This is a genomic window from Streptomyces sp. NPDC037100, from assembly GCF_055606225.1.
Window position 1 is genome coordinate 531,826 of sequence record NZ_JBVJSX010000005.1, and the last position, 17,054, is coordinate 548,879.

At 69.7% G+C, this 17,054-nt stretch carries 12 protein-coding genes and 4 pseudogenes; 14 read left to right on the top strand and 2 right to left on the bottom strand.

Translation table 11 applies throughout. The features are described from left to right. The first annotated feature begins 34 nt into the window (after nucleotides 1-34). The 13 genes and pseudogenes from ACZ7EG_RS19710 (at nucleotide 35) to ACZ7EG_RS19770 (ending at nucleotide 13,138) form a co-directional block, all read left to right on the top strand. Nucleotides 35-835 (top strand): carbohydrate ABC transporter permease, encoded by an 801-nt coding sequence (locus ACZ7EG_RS19710; protein ID WP_471080415.1) that lies wholly within the window; start codon nucleotides 35-37, stop codon nucleotides 833-835. Continuing rightward, nucleotides 835-1,662, top strand: coding sequence for a carbohydrate ABC transporter permease (locus ACZ7EG_RS19715; protein ID WP_471080021.1), 828 nt, complete (start codon nucleotides 835-837; stop codon nucleotides 1,660-1,662). The genes ACZ7EG_RS19710 and ACZ7EG_RS19715 overlap by 1 nt, the downstream gene beginning before the upstream one ends. 3 nt (nucleotides 1,663-1,665) lie before the next feature. Then, nucleotides 1,666-2,868, top strand: a complete 1,203-nt coding sequence (locus ACZ7EG_RS19720; RefSeq protein ID WP_466348868.1) for a mandelate racemase/muconate lactonizing enzyme family protein — start codon at nucleotides 1,666-1,668, stop codon at nucleotides 2,866-2,868. Nucleotides 2,869-2,936: 68 nt separating this feature from the next. Beyond that, nucleotides 2,937-3,194 (top strand): annotated as a pseudogene (locus ACZ7EG_RS19725) (SDR family oxidoreductase); the annotation flags it as partial. Next, a complete protein-coding gene (locus tag ACZ7EG_RS19730; RefSeq protein ID WP_471080025.1) occupies nucleotides 3,191-4,294 on the top strand; it encodes an RNA polymerase sigma factor in 1,104 nt (367 codons plus the stop codon). The pseudogene ACZ7EG_RS19725 and the gene ACZ7EG_RS19730, both read left to right, overlap by 4 nt. Nucleotides 4,295-4,469: 175 nt before the next feature. Continuing rightward, a pseudogene (locus ACZ7EG_RS19735) lies at nucleotides 4,470-4,577 on the top strand (non-reducing end alpha-L-arabinofuranosidase family hydrolase); the annotation flags it as partial. A 213-nt stretch (nucleotides 4,578-4,790) separates the two neighbouring features. After that, nucleotides 4,791-6,272: an RICIN domain-containing protein gene (locus ACZ7EG_RS19740; RefSeq protein WP_471080028.1), complete on the top strand. Its 1,482-nt coding sequence runs from the start codon at nucleotides 4,791-4,793 to the stop codon at nucleotides 6,270-6,272. A gap of 137 nt (nucleotides 6,273-6,409) precedes the next feature. Next, nucleotides 6,410-9,331 carry a glycosyl hydrolase family 95 catalytic domain-containing protein gene (locus tag ACZ7EG_RS19745; protein ID WP_471080031.1) on the top strand — a complete coding sequence of 974 codons (2,922 nt, stop codon included), beginning with the start codon at nucleotides 6,410-6,412 and terminating at the stop codon, nucleotides 9,329-9,331. A gap of 59 nt (nucleotides 9,332-9,390) precedes the next feature. Then, nucleotides 9,391-10,647, top strand: a complete 1,257-nt coding sequence (locus tag ACZ7EG_RS19750) for an RICIN domain-containing protein (RefSeq protein WP_471080418.1) — start codon at nucleotides 9,391-9,393, stop codon at nucleotides 10,645-10,647. 315 nt (nucleotides 10,648-10,962) lie between these two features. Then, nucleotides 10,963-11,325, top strand: coding sequence for a hypothetical protein (locus ACZ7EG_RS19755; protein WP_471080034.1), 363 nt, complete (start codon nucleotides 10,963-10,965; stop codon nucleotides 11,323-11,325). Next, nucleotides 11,322-11,669, top strand: a pseudogene (locus tag ACZ7EG_RS19760) (nucleotidyl transferase AbiEii/AbiGii toxin family protein); the annotation flags it as partial. The gene ACZ7EG_RS19755 and the pseudogene ACZ7EG_RS19760, both read left to right, overlap by 4 nt. 672 nt (nucleotides 11,670-12,341) lie before the next feature. Then, nucleotides 12,342-12,761, top strand: a complete 420-nt coding sequence (panD, locus tag ACZ7EG_RS19765) for an aspartate 1-decarboxylase (protein ID WP_388450303.1) — start codon at nucleotides 12,342-12,344, stop codon at nucleotides 12,759-12,761. Between the two features lie 32 nt (nucleotides 12,762-12,793). After that, nucleotides 12,794-13,138, top strand: coding sequence for a GNAT family N-acetyltransferase (locus ACZ7EG_RS19770; protein ID WP_471080038.1), 345 nt, complete (start codon nucleotides 12,794-12,796; stop codon nucleotides 13,136-13,138). Nucleotides 13,139-13,690: 552 nt separating this feature from the next. Here ACZ7EG_RS19770 and gndA read toward each other — a convergent pair. Next, a complete protein-coding gene (gene gndA, locus ACZ7EG_RS19775) occupies nucleotides 13,691-15,130 on the bottom strand; it encodes an NADP-dependent phosphogluconate dehydrogenase (RefSeq protein WP_471080041.1) in 1,440 nt (479 codons plus the stop codon). Between the two features lie 349 nt (nucleotides 15,131-15,479). On the opposite strand from gndA, the gene ACZ7EG_RS19780 reads away from it, so the two are divergent. After that, nucleotides 15,480-16,715: a transglycosylase family protein gene (locus ACZ7EG_RS19780; RefSeq protein ID WP_471080044.1), complete on the top strand. Its 1,236-nt coding sequence runs from the start codon at nucleotides 15,480-15,482 to the stop codon at nucleotides 16,713-16,715. On the opposite strand, the pseudogene ACZ7EG_RS19785 reads toward ACZ7EG_RS19780, so the two are convergent. Next, nucleotides 16,705-17,054, bottom strand: a pseudogene (locus tag ACZ7EG_RS19785) (hypothetical protein); the annotation flags it as partial. The gene ACZ7EG_RS19780 and the pseudogene ACZ7EG_RS19785 overlap by 11 nt on opposite strands.

Here is a 17,054-nt window from a genome sequence, read left to right on the forward strand (position 1 = left end):
CATCCTGGTCGCTCCCGCTGTCCTGATCATCGTGGTGCTCCGGCTCTGGCCACTGGGACTGGGTGTCAACTTCTCCTTCACCGGTGACGGCGAACGCAACGGCGCCACGGTGGGGTTCGACAACTACGCGGAGCTCGTCGACGACCCGCTGTTCCGCACCGCGCTGCGCAACGTCGGACTGCTGGTGCTGTTGCTGCCGGTCGCGGTCGCGATCCCGGGACTGCTCGCCACCTTCATCTATCTGCGGGTGCCGGGACACCCGGTCTTCCGGAGCGTCTACTTCTTCCCGGCTGTGCTCTCACCGGTGATCGTCGGCGCGATCTTCAACCTGCTCCTCGCCTTCGACGGTCCGCTGAACGCCGTGCTCGGCGGCTCGGGGCTCGGCCCGGTGGACTGGCTCGGCGATCCCGACGTAGCCATGTTCACCGTCGTCGGCGTGCACATCTGGGCCACGTCAGGGATGGCGCTGGTGGTGTTCCTGGCCGGGTTCTCGACCCTGGACCCCGCGCTCCTGGACGCCGCACGGGTCGACGGCGCCTCGCTCGCGCGGATGATCTGGCACGTCATCATCCCGGGGCTGTCCCGCACCATCCAGTTCGTCGTCGTCACCACGATGATCGGGATGCTGACCTCGATGTTCGGGCTGCTCTACGTCATGACCAGTGGTGGCCCGGAAGGGGCGACCTACCTGCCGGAGTACTACATCTGGGTTCAACAGGGGCAGATGAGCCGCCCGGCGCTCGCGTCGGCCGCGTCCACCTTCCTCTTCCTCATCATGCTGGTCGTGGGCCTGCTGCAGGTCGGCCTGCTGCGCCGGGCGGGGAGGGAGGACTGATGTCCCGCCTGGGACCGAGCAGATGGCTGGTCGCCGTGCCGATGGCGCTCCTCGCCCTGGCGACGATCTACCCGCTGCTGTTCACCGTCAACGTCGCGATGAAGACCCGCCGGGAGTACGTCCTCGACCGGTTCTCCCTGGCAAGCACTCTGAGGTGGGACAACCTCAGCACCGCGTGGAACAGCGACGGCATGGGGCGGTACTTCCTCAACTCCTTGATCGTGGTGACCTGCGCCGTAGCGCTGTTGCTGCTGATCGGGTCCATGGCCGGGTTCGCGCTGGCCCAGGTGCGGTTCCGCGGCTCGTCCGCGCTGACTCTGGTCTGCCTCGCGGCGCTGTTCATCCCGTTCCAGGTGATCATGGTGCCGCTGGCCAGGATCATGGCCGACGGCGGTCTCATCGACACCTATCCGGGGCTGATCCTCGCTTACGTCGCGCAGTTCCTGCCGTTCACCGTCTTCTTGATGACGAGCTACTACCGAGCGGTGCCCACCGAGCTCGTCGACGCCGCACGGATCGACGGCAACACCCTGTACGGCGTCTACCGGCGGATCATGCTGCCGATGGGTGCTCCGGCACTGCTGTCGGTGGGCATCCTCGACGCGCTGTTCTGCTGGAACGACGTGCTCATCTCGCTGCTGATGATGCCGTCGGCCGACCATCGCACCCTGATGGTGGGCATCACCTCACTGCGCGGCCAGTACTCCGCCGACATCCCCACCTTCGCAGCCGGTGTCCTGATCGCCGGGCTCCCCGTGTTGGTGACCTACCTGTTCCTGCAGCGCCAGATCGCCGACGGCGTGACGGCCGGCGCGACGAAGGGATGACGCATGCGCATCACCGGGTACAGAACCCTGACGACGGCGCAGCGATGGGGTCGACCTGTCGGTGACGCCAACGGCGTCTACGCCGACGGCGTCATGCCGGTGCCGGTCGTCATCGTCGAGACCGATGAGGGGATCACCGGAGTCGGCCTGGGACCGCACGTGGAAGCCGAGGCGATCTTCGCCGCCATCGACGGCCAGGACCCGCGCGCGGTGACCGCCCTCTACGACCGCATGCTGCGGCACACCTTCAAAGCCGGGCATGCCGGCGTGGTGTTCGGCACGATCGGCGCGTTCGACACGGCGTTGTGGGACATCAAGGCACAGGCCGTGGGTGAGCCGCTGTGGCGGTTGCTCGGCGGCAACGACCGCATGGTCCACGCCTACGCCTCCGGCCTGGACATCGGCCTCACCGACGACGAGCTCGTCGCCACCTACCAGGTCTATGCCGAACGCGGGCTGAGGGCGGCGAAGCTCAAGGGCGGCCTGGACATCGAGCGTGACCGGCACCGGCTGTCTCTCGTACGCGAGGTATTGACCGAGGCCGGGCACGGAACCCGGCCAGGGCTCATGCTGGACGTGAACGAGTCCTGGAGCCGCAAGCAGGCGGTACGCCACGTCGCCGAGCTCGAACGGACACTCGATCTGACCTGGATCGAGGAGCCGGTCCGGCGCTGGGACGCCGACGGCCTGGGCGCTGTCAGCCGTGGCGTACGGACGGCGGTCGCCACTGGGGAGAACCTCACCGGCCTCGAGCAGTTCCGCCCGCTGATCGCGGCCGGAGGCGTCGACATCGTCCAGACGGCCGCGGTCTGGGGAGTCACCCACTTCCTGCGTGTCGCCGCGCTGGCGCACGCCTACGACCTGCCGGTCAGCCCGATCGGCAACACGCCTGTCGCGCTGCTGCACGCCGCGACATCGGTGCCCAACCACCTCGCCAGCGAACTGCAGGGCCTGCAGCCGCCGATCGGCGTCGCGATGGATCTGCACGTCGAGGACGGCGCCTTCGTGCTCGGCGACACGCCGGGCCTGGGCATCCGGATCGACGAAACGGTGATGACCGCGCCCCGTCAGCGAACGGCACACGCACCCGACGGACCGCACATACGGCCGGAGCAGGCCGGCCGGCGGCTGCTCGCGGTCACCCCTGGACCATGCCGATCCACCGCGGAAGGGACGTCAGACACCATGGAGATGGAGGATCGATGAAGGCGGTTGTCCACTGCGGGGCCCGCACCCTCGAGATCGAGACCGAGAGCCGGGCCGCCGAGGCGCCAGCCCCGGCCAAGGAGTGGGGCGGGCGTGGCGTCGACGTCAACGCCATCGCACCGGGCTGCATCGCCACCGACAACACCGCGGCGTTACGCGCGGACCCCCAGCGCAACCAGGCGATCCTCGGCCGCCGGATCCCGGCCGGTCGCTGGAGACGCGCCGACGATCTCGCCGGGGCCACGGTGTTCCTCGCCTCCCCGGCCTCGGACCATGTCGACGGCATCGTTCTTCCCGTTGACGGCGGATGGCTGGGGCGATTATGAGCAGCCAAGCATTACCAGCCGGCCGCGCCCGAGTCGATCGTGCGTGCGAACCCGAGGGTGGCGACGCGCGCGGCACCTGTGGCGGCCTTGCCCGGGGCAACATGTACGGGCTCGTGATGCGAGCCGGCCGAGCCGACGAGACGAGCCTGGTCGTCGCCGCACAGGCCGGCGATCCACGAGCGCTCGACGACCTGGCCGCGACGTACCTGCCGCTGGTATACGCGATCGTGCGCAGGGCACTGGGTGAGCTTGCGGACGTCGACGACGTGGTGCAGGAGACGATGCTGCGGGCACTTCCTGAGCTGCGCACGCTGCGCGCCCCGGAGTGCTTCCGGCCCTGGCTGGCCACGATCGCGACACGACAGATCAGCACCCATCTGAACCGGCGGCAGGCGGACGCCGAACGGACGGCCTCCCTCGACGAGATGGCCGACCCGCCGGATGCCGACGCCGAGAACCTGGCCCTGATCCACGTCGAGCTGTCCGGTCATCGCCGAAAGACCGTACGCGCCAGTCGGTGGCTCGACCCGGACGCCCGGGCGCTGCTGTCGCTGTGGTGTCTGGAGACCGCGGGCCGGCTGACGAGGGCGGAGCTCGCGGCGGCGCTGGGAACGAGCGTGGCTCACGCGGGTGTGCGCGTCCAGCGGATGCGTAACCAGCTGGAGCTGAGCCGGTCACTCGTCGCCGCGCTGGAAGCCAGCCCCCGGTGCCCACAGTTGACCGCCGCGCTGGGGGGCTGGGACGGCGTACCGAGCACGCTGTGGCGTAAGCGCATCACCCGGCACACCCGATCCTGTGCGGACTGCGGCCGGGCCGCCGACGAACTGGTCCCCCTTGAGCGGCTGATCGTCGCCTTGGCGCTGCTCCCCGTCCCGTCGGCGCGGTCGGCGACGGTGCTCGGCAAACCTGCGCTCGCCGGGGCGACCGAGAATGCCGTCGTGAGGGGAGTCGGGTCGGCACCCAGGTCATCGCGTTCGGCGACGGCGCCGTGCTTTTCGGCACTACGGCGACTGCGACTGTTCAAGCAGGCCGCCGATAACGAAAACTGCCGCGATTCACACGCGTCCGCCAATCCAATTCGCCGCCTGAAAACGTTATGAGGGGAGGCCGTCAATAGTCCCGCCTCTCCGGTTAGTTGTGCGACGGCTCAGGCCGATATATATGACGATTCCCTCTTGAATAGACCATGGCAATCTGTCAATCTTCTAGTCGTCGACGCGTGACGTTCCCCGTTCATGACCTGTGAAAGCGGAATCCGAAATCGATCTACGGATTTGCCAGTTGCAGTTCCTGTACCAGGGCATGGACCCCAACGCCGGCGGTGACCGCATCTCCCCGCCGTGGCGGATGGGGCTGCTCACCCGGACCAACTCCACCTGCTGACCGGAGATCCGGGCGAAGCCGGGGAGCGAGGCTTTCCAGGCGCCACGGCAGCGGCATGACGCTGACATGCTCGCTGCGCGAGCGATCTGGGAGGGGGCCGGCGCGGAGAGGGCAAGCTCCGCGCCGGCTCGGCCGGCTGCCGGCAGGCGGCCGGCGTCAACAGATCCTGCACAGCGCAGACGTGACCACACCGCCAACCGGGAAGGCACGCCCATGCCCCACCCCCATCGCCGGCGCAACCTCGCCCGGGCGCTCGCCTGCATCCTGACCGCTCTCGGCGCGCTCGCGGTCGTCGAGCCCCAGAGCGCCTCGCCGGCCGCCGCCGACACCGCCCAGTTCCGCGGCGTCAACTGGGCCCGGCTCGGTGACAACTTCCACGGTGGACCGCTGGTCCTGCACGGGTTGAGCGGCTCCGACAGCTACCAGACGGTCGTGGCGAAAGCCAACGCCATCTACACCGGCTTCGAGAACAACCTCGGCGCCGACACCGTTCGGCTCCCGATCAACACCTACACCGTCGGGACGAGCTGGTGGAGCGCGTACACGGGCGCGATAGACGCAGCCACCGCGAAGGGGTTCAAGGTCGTCCTCTCCTACTGGGAGGACGGAGTGGCAGCCCGCGGCGGTCGCATCGTCAACCCGAGCGCCTTCGACACCATGTGGAACACCGTGCTTGCCCGGTACGGCACCAACAGCCTCGTGCACTTCGAGCCGATGAACGAACCGGTGGGCCACAGCGCCGGCGAGTGGGCGAACGTGGTGAGCAACTGGATCAGCAGCCACCCGTCGATTCCGCGGAACCGCATCTTCGTCAGCGGCGCCGGCCTGAACACCGACATCAAATCCATGTGCGCCGACCGCCGCCTCGACGGGACGTTCCTGTCGCTGCACCACTACACGTTCTTCAGCGGCGAGAAGACCTACGACCAGTGGGTGGCGTACCTGCGGAACGCGATCGGCTCCTGCGCCGACCGCACTGTCGTCGACGAGTTCGGCGCGCCGATGGATACCGGGCTCAACTACCACGACGCCGGCAGCACCGACAACTTCGTGCGCTACTTCCGGGCCACCACCACGGTGCTCCGGGAACTGCGGATCGGCTCCATCTACTGGCCCGGGCTGGGCGGGAAGATACGCGCCGGCCAGGGTGACGACTGGTATGCCATGCAGAAACTGCACGGCACCGGCACCGACCTCACGCTCAGCACCCCCAGCGCCACTGGCCGCGAGCGCCTCCGGTACGGCTGGGGGCTGGACGGCGACGCCCCGGCCCCGACGAGCACGCTGCGCAACGTCGGCACCGGGCGCTGTCTGGACATCCCCGGCGGGACCGCGGCGAACCTCCAGGCCCAGGTGGACACCTGCGCCAACTCGGCCGGACAGCAGTGGACCTTGACGGCCGGCGGACAGATCACCGCACTCGGGGGTGAGAAGTGCCTGGATGCGTACAGCAGCGGGACGACGAACGGCACCGTGGTCGGCACGTGGGCGTGCAACGGCGGCGACAACCAGCGTTGGACGGTGGGCGCCGACGGCACCATCCGCAGCGTTCACTCCGGCCTCTGCCTCGACGTGAACACCGCCACCTTCAAGGTTCAGCTGTGGGCGTGCTGGGGCGGCGACAACCAGAGATGGCAGATCCAGAACACGGACGCGCGACGCGACGCCCGACGCGGCGGACACGGTGGACGGTGACCGCCGGCCGCGGCCGAGCCGATGGCAACGGCCTGCGGCTCGTCGGAGAGGACAGCGTACGGCCGTCGCCTTTCTCACCGGTGGTTTGTCATCACCGAAGTCAGTGACCTGCTCCAGTCCGTGAAGGGAGAACGACATTGTCCGATGTGACACGCAGACGGTTTCTCGCCGCCGGGGCGGCGGCTGGAGCAGGGATCGTGCCCGGTGGGTGGACGGCCTTCGCCAAGGGCGGCTCGGCCGCGCCGCCGGAGGTTCTGGCCGCCGACGACCTCGCCCTGTGGTACGACGAGCCGGCCGGCGCTGACTGGCTGCGGGCACTGCCGATCGGCAACGGACGCCTCGGCGCGATGGTGTTCGGAAACGTCGACACCGAACGGCTGCAGCTCAACGAGGACACCGTCTGGGCCGGCGGTCCGTACGACTCCGCCAACACCCGCGGCGCGGCCAACATCGCGGAGATCCGCCGGCGGGTCTTCGCGGATCAGTGGGGGCCGGCGCAGGACCTGATCAATCAGACGATGCTGGGCAGCCCGGCCGGACAGCTGGCCTACCAGCCGGTCGGAAACCTTCGGCTCTCCTTCGGCAGCGCCACCGGTGCGTCGCAGTACAACCGGACCCTCGACCTCACCACCGCCACGGCCACCACGACCTACGTGCTGAACGGCGTGCGGTACCAGCGCGAGGCGTTAGCCAGCGCACCCGACCAGGTGATCGTGGTCCGGCTGACGGCCGACCGGGCCAACTCCATCACCTTCACCGCCACATTCGACAGTCCACAACGGACCACGGTGTCCAGCCCGGACGGGGCCACCATCGCCCTCGACGGCATCTCCGGCACCATGGAGGGCATCGCCGGGCGGGTCCGGTTCCTCGCCCTGGCCAACGCCGCCGTGACGGGCGGCACGGTCAGCAGCTCGGGCGGTACGCTGCGGGTCTCCGGCGCCACCAGCGTGACGGTGCTGGTGTCGATCGGGTCCAGCTACGTCAACTTCCGGAAGGTCGACGGCGACTACCAGGGGATCGCGCGCAGCCGCCTCAACGCTGCCCGCGACGTCGGCATCGACGAACTGCGCAGCCGGCATCTCGCCGACTATCAGGCGCTGTTCCACCGGGTGTCGGTCGATCTGGGACGTACGGCGGCGGCCGACCAGCCGACCGACGTACGGATCGCACAGCACGCGCAGGTGAACGACCCGCAGTTCTCCGCCCTGTTGTTCCAGTTCGGCCGGTATCTGCTCATCTCGTCCTCGCGGCCGGGCACCCAGCCGGCGAACCTGCAGGGCATCTGGAACGACCAGATGGCTCCGTCCTGGGACTCGAAGTTCACCATCAACGCCAACCTGCCGATGAACTACTGGCCCGCCGACACGACGAACCTGTCCGAATGCTTCCGCCCGGTCTTCGACATGATCGACGACCTGACCGTGACCGGCGCCCGGGTGGCTCAGGCGCAGTACGGCGCCGGCGGCTGGGTGACGCATCACAACACCGACGCGTGGCGGGGCGCCTCGGTCGTCGACGGAGCGCAGTGGGGGATGTGGCAGACCGGTGGCGCATGGCTGGCGACCCTGATCTGGGACCACTATCTGTTCACCGGTGACATCGACTTCCTCCGCTCGAACTACCCGGCCCTGAAGGGCGCCGCCCAGTTCTTCCTCGACACCCTGGTCGCCCACCCGACGCTCGGACACCTGGTCACCAACCCGTCGAACTCTCCGGAGCTCGCTCACCATACGAACGCCACCGTCTGCGCCGGGCCCACCATGGACAACCAGATCCTGCGCGACCTCTTCAACAGCGTCGCCCGCGCCGGCGAACTCCTCGGCGTGGACGCCGCCTTCCGCGCTCAGGCACTGGCGGCCCGGGACCGGCTGGCGCCGACGAGGGTCGGCTCCAGGGGCAATGTCCAGGAGTGGCTGGCCGACTGGGTGGAGACCGAGCGGAATCACCGGCACGTCTCCCACCTGTACGGTCTGCATCCGAGCAACCAGATCACCAAGCGCGGGACACCCCAGTTGCACGAGGCCGCGCGGCGGACGCTGGAGCTGCGCGGTGACGACGGGACGGGATGGTCGCTCGCCTGGAAGATCAACTTCTGGGCGCGGATGGAGGACGGCGCCCGGGCCCACAAGCTGATCCGGGACCTGGTGCGGACGGACCGGCTCGCGCCCAACATGTTCGATCTGCACCCACCCTTCCAGATCGACGGCAACTTCGGCGCCACCTCGGGCATCGCGGAGATGCTGCTGCAGAGCCACAACGGCGAACTGCACGTGCTGCCGGCGCTGCCGGCCGCCTGGCCCACCGGGCGCGTGAGCGGACTGCGCGGCCGCGGCGGACACACCGTCGGCGCCGAGTGGAGCAGCGGCCGGATCGAGTGCGTCGTCACACCCGACGAAACCGGTGCCGTCCGGGTGCGCAGTCGGATCTTCGCCGGCGACTTCACGCTGCGGGACGAATCGAGCGGCGAGCCGGTCCAGCCGAAGCGGCTCGAGGCCGATCTCATCGAGTTCGCCGGCCAGGCCGGCCGCACCTACCGCGCGTCCGCACTCAGGTCGGGTCCGGTGGAGGCCGGCGTGGCCTATCGGCTGGTGGCCCAGCACAGCGGTAAGGCCGCCGACATCAACGGCGCGTCCACGGCCGCCGGTGCGCGGCTGATCCAGTGGCAGATCACCGCCGGTCCCAACCAGCACTTCGAGTTCCTGCCCTCCGACGGCGGGCACTACAAGATCCGGCTTGGGCACAGTGGTCTGTTCCTGCACGTCTCCAGTAGCAGCAGCGGCGCCGACATCACCCAGCAGCCGGACACCGACACCACCGGCCAGCAGTGGCGGACAGTCGACCACGGCGGTGGCGTGATCAGTCTGGTCAACCGGCAGAGCGGCCTCGCCCTGGACGTGTGGGAGGCCTCCACCGCCGACGGAGCCCGAATCTCCCAATGGGCAGCCACCGGCAGCACCAACCAGCGATTCCAACTCCACCGCATCCAGCCCCAGAGCCGACTGCGGTCCCACCGACCAGTCAGAGCCATGTCACCGAGCAGCGAGGGAGTCGCATGATGTCGATCCACAGATGGCTGTTCGGGCGAGCCGTGCTAGCGGCATTGCTCGTTCTGGCCATGGCCGGCATGGCAGGAGTCAGCGTTGCGGCCGACACGTCGCCCACCGCCGGGGCCACACGTGCGGGGACCGCCGGATGCGGACGTGCCCCCACACTGACGAGCGGTACGCACACGATTCAAAGCGGCGGTAAGAATCGCTCCTTCATCCTGAGCATCCCTGAGAACTACGACAACACCCGCCAACATCGACTGGTCTTCGGATTCCACTGGTTGGGTGGCACCGCCGGGCAGGTCGCCGGCGGTGGAAGCGATGGCGATGTCTATGCCCACTACGGACTCCGGCGACTGGCGAACAACAGTGCGATCTTCGTGGCTCCGCAGGGCATCAACAACGGCTGGGGCAACTCCGGCGGCGAGGACGTGACCTTCGTCGACGACATGATCAGGCGTATCGACAACGATCTCTGTGTCGACACCACGCAGCGCTTCGCCCTCGGCTTCAGCTACGGCGGAGCCATGAGCTACGCACTCGCATGTGCCAGGCCGAACGTTTTCCGTGCGGTCGCCGCGATAGCCGCGCCCGGGGGGATCAGCGGGTGCAGCGGGGGCACCCAGCCCTTCGCCTACATGGGAATCCACGGCATCAACGACAACATCGGCGCCGGTCGAGGGATGCGGGACAGGTTCGTCAGGAACAACGGCTGCACTCCCCAGAACCCGCCGGAGCCCGCGTCGGGCAGCCGCACCCACATCACGACCGCCTACTCGGGCTGCCGAGAGGGGTATCCGGTCGTCTGGGCCGCGTTCGACGGAGGTCACCAGCAAGGCCCCGTGGACGGGTGCGCCGGCTGTGAGAGCGGCGCCAGGAGCTGGGTCAAGGGAGAGGTCTGGAGCTTCTTCACGGGCGCTGACCCGAACCCGACTCCCCCGGACCCGACCACATTCCGGCTGCGGAGCCAGTCCGCCGACCGATGCCTGGACGTCAGCGGTGCCAACTCGTCCAACGGCGCCCAGGTGATCATCTGGGACTGCCACACCGGCACCAACCAGCAGTTCACCCAGACCGGACAGACCCTGCGGGTGATGGGCAGATGCCTGGACGTGCCGAGCAACGCCGCCCCCGGTGCCCGAGCACGGATCTGGGACTGCACCGGCGGCGCGAACCAGCAGTGGAACGTGAACACCGACGGGACCGTCAGTAACGTCCAGACCGGACTCTGCCTGGACGTCGACGGCGCCGGCACCGCCAATGGCGCTGCGGTGATCGTGTGGAGCTGCCACACCGGCGCCAACCAACGCTGGGCCCGAGGGTAAGCAGAGCTGTGGAGGCGGCCGCAGCAGTCGCGGCCGCCTTTATCTTTCCTGTGTACCTCACTTACCACCGCACCGCGGCGGCCCTCCGCATGACCTGCTACGTCATGATCAGCCGCGCCCGCGAGCGGGGCTGGACCTGGCCGGCAGGGCAGTCGGTTGCCGCATCACCTGGGGGCTGCACAGGTAGGCCATGATGCGCTAAGCGCCCACTGGGTGAGACGTCCGAGGGAAGGGCGGGCGGCGCCCGACCCGTACGTACGACAGGGGAGCCCCGTATCCGCCATGCCGCCGCCTCCCGGCAGCGATACTGGATGCATGGACCCGACGATCACCGCCCCCCGCGCCGAGGTGCTGCGGGACCGCTACCGGAGCCGACTGCCCGAGCGCTTGCAGGAGCTGGCCGGCCCCGTCGAGGGCAACGTGGACCTGCCGCTCCACATCGTCTGGTCCGGGCGGACGAGCTACAGCCTGGACCGTCCGAAGTCCCGCATGACGCTCTACCGGACCGTCCTCGCCGAAGGACTGAGTGAGGACCTGATGGCCCTCCTGCACCACCGGCTGCTCACCGAGCAGTGGCCCGTGCTGCGGCGCTTGATCAGTCCCTACATCCGCGAGGTCTGGGAGGACGCCTTCCCTGAGCTGCTCCGCACCGCTCCGGCCGACACGACCGCCGCGTGAAGCTCACTCCGCTCCACGAGCGTCTCCTCGCCGACATCCTCGACCTCGGCTCCCCATACCCTCTGGTCCTCACCGGCGGATACGCCGTGCAGGCCCACGGCCTGGTCGAACGCTTCAGCCGCGACCTCGACGTCGCCGCCGAGAACCCCGCTCCGATGCAGGAGATCGTCGCGTCACTCACAGCAGGCCTCAGCGCGCGCGGATGGCGGACCACGCACGTCCAGACCGATCCGCTCAGCGGCCGGTTCCTCGTCACCGATCCGGACACCGGCGAGGAGTGCGAGGTCGACGTCCTCAAGGAGGCGTTCTGGGCTCCGCCCGCCCAGACCCCCTACGGCCCCGTCGAGATGGGCACCCATGTCCTACTGTTCCTCCGGCCGGACAGGACCAGCGACATCGGCAGCCCACAGCCCTGGACGTTCCTCGGCCCGGCCGAGTACGCCAGCCACACCGGCAGCATGCCCATGGCCGTCACCTGGAAGCTGCGGCGCGAACTCCCGGCGGACATCTGGTCGTACGCGCGGATCTCCTGAGCCCGGTGCCGCGCAGGAAGCGGCACCGGGCTCAAGGCGATTAGTCTTCCCTGCCGTGGTTCCCGAGATGGTCGGTGTCCTTGAGGCAGCGGCGCGCCAGTATGTGGACCTTGCTGAAGATGATCGACATTTCTCCTCGTGACCGGGCCCGCGCCCCGTCTGCGGGTGGGAACCGCCCTAGGCGAGGACGGGAGCCACGACTTCGCTCTCCAGGTGCTCCCGGGAAGTACCTGATGTGTCGTCAGGTAAGTCAGCAACTGATCAGCATCAGTCCTCGCATATTGCGAGACGGCTGCCCGAGCAGAGGCTTGGTGGGTGGCGTTACAACGGCCTGGTCCTCGCGGAAGTGCAGGCAGGGCGCCTTCTCCTCAGAGTGAAGCGATGTTCCTCACAATCTTCGAGTCAAGCGCGCGCCGGTTGTAAAGTGAAGACCGCCCTTGACCTGCACAAAGCAGGCAGGGAGCCGTCTTCCAGGAGTCCAAAGTGCTGCGTACTCTGTTCAAGTCCAAGATCCACCGAGCCACCGTCACCCAGGCCGACCTGCACTACGTGGGATCCGTGACCATCGACGCCGACCTGCTCGACGCCGCCGATCTGCTTCCCGGCGAGCTCGTGCACATCGTGGACATCACCAACGGCGCCCGGCTGGAGACGTACGTCATCGAGGGCGAGCGTGGGTCCGGCGTGATCGGGATCAACGGGGCCGCCGCCCATCTCGTCCATCCCGGAGACCTGGTGATCATCATCAGCTATGCCCAGGTGACGGACGCCGAGGCGCGGGCACTCACTCCCCGGGTCGTGCACGTGGACCGCGACAACCGGATCGTGGCCCTGGGTGCCGACCCGTCCGAGCCGGTACCCGGCTCGGACCAGCAGCGCAGTCCGCAGGCCGTCAGGGCCTGACCCAAGGATCCGGTGCAGAGGAGGAGCGTGTCATGAGCGACCCGGAGATCCGCGACGACCGGGCGGCGGGCCGGCTGGAGGCCGTGTCCGGCGGGGAAGTCGTCGGCCGCATCGAGTACTTCGTGCTCGAAAGCCCCGAGCGCGCGCTCGTGCCCGTCCATACGGTCGTCGAGCCCGCCCACGAGGGCAAGGGCATCGCCGGTTCGCTCGCGCGCGAGCTCTACGCCCTCGCCGGCCGCGAGCACAGCGCCGTCGCCTCGCTCTGCCCGTACGTCACCAAGTGGGCCGAACGCCACCCCGACGAGGCCTCCCCGGCCGATCAGGACCTGCTCGTGGCGGCGAAGGACTGGCTGAGGGCCCATCCCGGGCGTTTCTGACCCGGTCCCGCTCTCCGCGGAGGCGCCCCGCCCCAAGGACTGGCTCAGGACCCATCCCGGGCGTTCCTGACCCGGTCCCGCTCTCCGCGGAGGCGCCCCGCCCCGGCCTCCCTGCCCCCACCTGGTCCCCTCTCCGTCCTGCGGGGGAGTGACTGCGGAGGCGGGTGCCGGGTAGGCGGGGGATTAGTCCAGAGCCGGAGTCGTCCCACTGGCTGGAGGACCTGATGACGAACCCGATTCCCGACCCCGTGCCACCGGCGCCGACACCGGGCCCCGATCCCCAGCGCCCGGACCCGCATCCCGATCCGGTGCCGAACCCACAGCCCCCGCCGGGCCCGGAGCCGACCCCTCCGCCGCCCGCGCCCACCCCGCCGGCGCCCCCGGGCCCCGACCCCGTGCCGGGTCCCGACCCGTCCCCGATCCCCCCGGGGCCGGAGCCCGTACCGAACCCGGAGCCCGGCCCCCCGCTGTCCTGACCCCGGTACACGAACGGGGCGGTGGACGGCGACTCGTGCCGTCCACCGCCCCGCTCACCTTCCTGAGCGGCAGCGCCTACGCGGAGGTCTCCGACCGGTCCCCGCCCCACAGCGTGTGGAACGAACCGTCGCGGTCCACCCTGCGGTACGTGTGCGCACCGAAGTAGTCCCGCTGCCCCTGCGTCAGCGCCGCCGGCAGCCGCTCCGCGCGCAGGGCGTCGTAGTAGGCGAGGGCCGCGGCGAAACCGGGCGTCGGGACACCCTGGCGGGTCGCCGCGACCAGTACCTCCCGCCAGTCGTCCTGGGCGTCCGCGATCTCCTGCGCGAACGTCGCGTCCGACAGCAGGCTCGGCAGGTCCGGCCGGGTGTCGTACGCGGACCGGATCCGGTCCAGGAACGCCGCGCGGATGATGCAGCCGCCCCGCCACAGCGCCGACACCGCACCGAGGTCGATGTCCCAGCCGTACTCGTCGCGGGCCGCGTCGATCTCGTGGAAGCCCTGCGTGTACGACACGATCTTCGACGCGTACAGCGCCTGCTCCACCCGGTCCGCGAACGCCCGGGCCTCCGCCTCGCCCAGCGGCTGCGCCTTCGGACCGGCCAGGCCCCGCGAGGCCTCCCGCAGCGCCGCGTGGCCCGACAGGGAGCGCGCGAAGACCGCCTCGGCGATACCCGACACCGGCACGCCCAGGTCCAGGGCGATCTGCACGGTCCAGCGGCCGGTGCCCTTCTGCTCGGCCTGGTCGACCACCACGTCCACGAACGGCTTGCCCGTCTCCGCGTCCACGTGCGACAGCACCTCGGCCGTGATCTCGATCAGGTACGAGTCGAGTCGGCCCCGGTTCCAGGTCCGGAAGATCTCCGCGATCTCGGCGGGGGAGTACCCGGCGACGTCCCGCAGCAGCTGGTACGCCTCGCCGATGAGCTGCATGTCCGCGTACTCGATGCCGTTGTGCACCATCTTCACGAAGTGCCCGGCACCGTCGGGACCGACGTGGGACACGCACGGTGAGCCATCGGCGGCCTTCGCCGAGATCTTCTCCAGCATCGGGCCGAGCGAGTCGTAGGACTCCTTCGGGCCGCCCGGCATGATGCTGGGCCCGTTCAGCGCGCCCTCCTCGCCGCCGGAGACGCCCATGCCGACGAAGTGGATGCCCTGCTCGCGCAGGTCCCGCTCCCGGCGCCGGGTGTCCGCGAAGTGCGCGTTGCCACCGTCGATGATCATGTCGCCGGGCTCCAGCAGCGGCGCGAACTCCTGGATCACCGCGTCCGTCGGCTCACCGGCCTTCACCATCACGACCAGGCGACGCGGCCGCTCCAGCGCCGCCACGAAGTCCTTGGCGCTCTCGCACGCGACGAACTCCCCCTCGCCGCCGAACTCCTCCACCAGGGCGTGCATACGCGCGGGCGTCCGGTTGTGCACCGCGACCGTGTAGCCGTTGCGGGCGAAGTTGCGGGCGAGGTTGCGGCCCATGACCGCGAGACCGGTGACGCCGATCTGCGCTGTACTGCTCATTCGGTTCGCTCCTAAAGACCTCGGTATCGGTGCTGCCGGTGGGGCCCCACAAGCATGCCCCCGTCGACCATCCTGACGTGCCGCTACTTCGTCCGCACGCGCGGGTCGCACGACATCGCGCAGGCTGATACGGACGAGAGCCCCGTCGCACTCAGCCGACGCACACGTCCCCGCGCACGGCGCACCCGCGCACCGGGTGCCGTACACGGTGCACCACCGAGGCGCACGTCGCGCAACAGGGGCCTCATACCGGCCACTTGGGCTCCGGGGCGGCGAAAAGCCGTCTTGTTCTGGCCGGTTCGCAGCGCTTACTTTTGCCCCTCCTGACGCATGTCTAGGGGGGCTTTCGATGGCCGTACGCGGCCGGCACCGCCGGTATCAGCCGAACAGGATCAACCGCGCCTCACTCACCGTCACGGCGGGCGGCGCGGGCATGGCACTGCCGTTCATGGGCACCGGCGCCGCTGAGGCGGCGGACATGGACACCTGGAACAAGGTCGCCGCCTGCGAGTCCACCAACAACTGGAGCATCAACAGCGGCAACGGCTTCTACGGCGGACTGCAGTTCACCCAGTCCACCTGGGAGGCCTACGGCGGCCGGGCCTACGCGGCACGCGCGGACCTGGCGAGCAAGGACGAGCAGATCGCCGTCGCGGAGAAGGTGCTCGACGGGCAGGGCCCGGGAGCCTGGCCGGTCTGTTCCGTGCGGGCCGGACTGACCCGGGGCGGTGGCGAGCCCGACATCCGGCCGGCCGCCGAGCGCACGAAGCAGAGGGAAACGAAGCCGAAGACCTCCATCGAGGAGGTACGGCCGCAGTCCACGCCGCAGTCCCGGGCGGGCAACGCCGAGATGTACACCGTGGTCCGCGGCGACACCCTCTCCGGCATCGCGGACGACCAGGACGTGCGGGGCGGCTGGCGGGGCCTGTACGTCGCCAACCGGTCGGCCATAGGGTCCGACCCCGACCTGATCGTGCCGGGCCAGCGTCTCGCGCTGCGCGGCGAGGGCGCCACGAAGACGCGTCCCGCGCACCGGCCGGCGCCGTCGGCCAAGCCGCCGACGAAGAAGCCGGCCCAGGACCGCGCGGACGAGCGATCGAAAGAGAGGACCAAGGAGCGGTCCGCGGAGCGGTCCAAGGGGCAGCGCACGGAGCGTGCCGGCCGGTCCACGGCCACCCGGCAGGGACTCGTCGCCCCCGTCGGCGCCTCGCTCGGGACGCCCTACCGCAAGGCGGGCTCGTCCTGGTCGAAGGGCTACCACACCGGTATCGACTTCCCCGTGCCCACGGGCACGTCGGTCAAGTCGGTCGCGGCGGGCAGCGTCGTCAGTGCGGGGTGGGGCGGCTCGTTCGGCTACCAGGTCGTGGTCCGGCACGCGGACGGCCGCTACAGCCAGTACGCCCACCTGTCCGCGATCTCCGTGCGGGACGGGCAGTCGGTGAGCGCCGGCCAGCGCATCGGCCGCTCCGGCTCCACCGGCAACAGCTCGGGCCCGCATCTGCACTTCGAGGTGCGGACCGGGCCCGGGTTCGGCTCTGATGTGGACCCGGTGGCGTACCTCCGGGCCGGTGGCGTCAGGATTTGACACGCATGCGGTGCCGGTCGGCCGTGGGCAGCGGCACGTACGGGATGCCGTAGCGGGAGACGTAGGAGAGCGGGCGTTCGTCGCCGGAGACCGACACCGACGGCTCACCGCTCTCGTACGGCACGCCCGACGCGTCCGGCACCGTCGCGAGCACCTCCGCCGCTGTCTCCTGCCCGGCCGGTGGCACCGTCCCTTCCGACACCGCTACGAGCACCGCCGACGATGTCCCCGGTCCGGGTACGAGCACCGCCGACGATGTCCCCGGTCCGGGTACGAGCACCGCCGACGATGTCCCCGGTCCGGGTACGAGCACCGCCGACGATGTCCCCGGTCCGTACG

Excerpts from the sequence above, each read along its gene's own strand:
- ACZ7EG_RS19715 (WP_471080021.1), top strand. The coding sequence starts at position 835 with ATGTCCCGCCTGGGACCGAGCAGATGGCTGGTCGCCGTGCCGATGGCG.
- ACZ7EG_RS19720 (WP_466348868.1), top strand. The coding sequence starts at position 1,666 with ATGCGCATCACCGGGTACAGAACCCTGACGACGGCGCAGCGATGGGGT.
- ACZ7EG_RS19730 (WP_471080025.1), top strand. The coding sequence starts at position 3,191 with ATGAGCAGCCAAGCATTACCAGCCGGCCGCGCCCGAGTCGATCGTGCG.
- ACZ7EG_RS19740 (WP_471080028.1), top strand. The coding sequence starts at position 4,791 with ATGCCCCACCCCCATCGCCGGCGCAACCTCGCCCGGGCGCTCGCCTGC.
- ACZ7EG_RS19750 (WP_471080418.1), top strand. The coding sequence starts at position 9,391 with ATGGCCGGCATGGCAGGAGTCAGCGTTGCGGCCGACACGTCGCCCACC.
- ACZ7EG_RS19755 (WP_471080034.1), top strand. The coding sequence starts at position 10,963 with ATGGACCCGACGATCACCGCCCCCCGCGCCGAGGTGCTGCGGGACCGC.
- ACZ7EG_RS19770 (WP_471080038.1), top strand. The coding sequence starts at position 12,794 with ATGAGCGACCCGGAGATCCGCGACGACCGGGCGGCGGGCCGGCTGGAG.
- gndA (WP_471080041.1), bottom strand. The coding sequence starts at position 15,130 with ATGAGCAGTACAGCGCAGATCGGCGTCACCGGTCTCGCGGTCATGGGC.
- ACZ7EG_RS19780 (WP_471080044.1), top strand. The coding sequence starts at position 15,480 with ATGGCCGTACGCGGCCGGCACCGCCGGTATCAGCCGAACAGGATCAAC.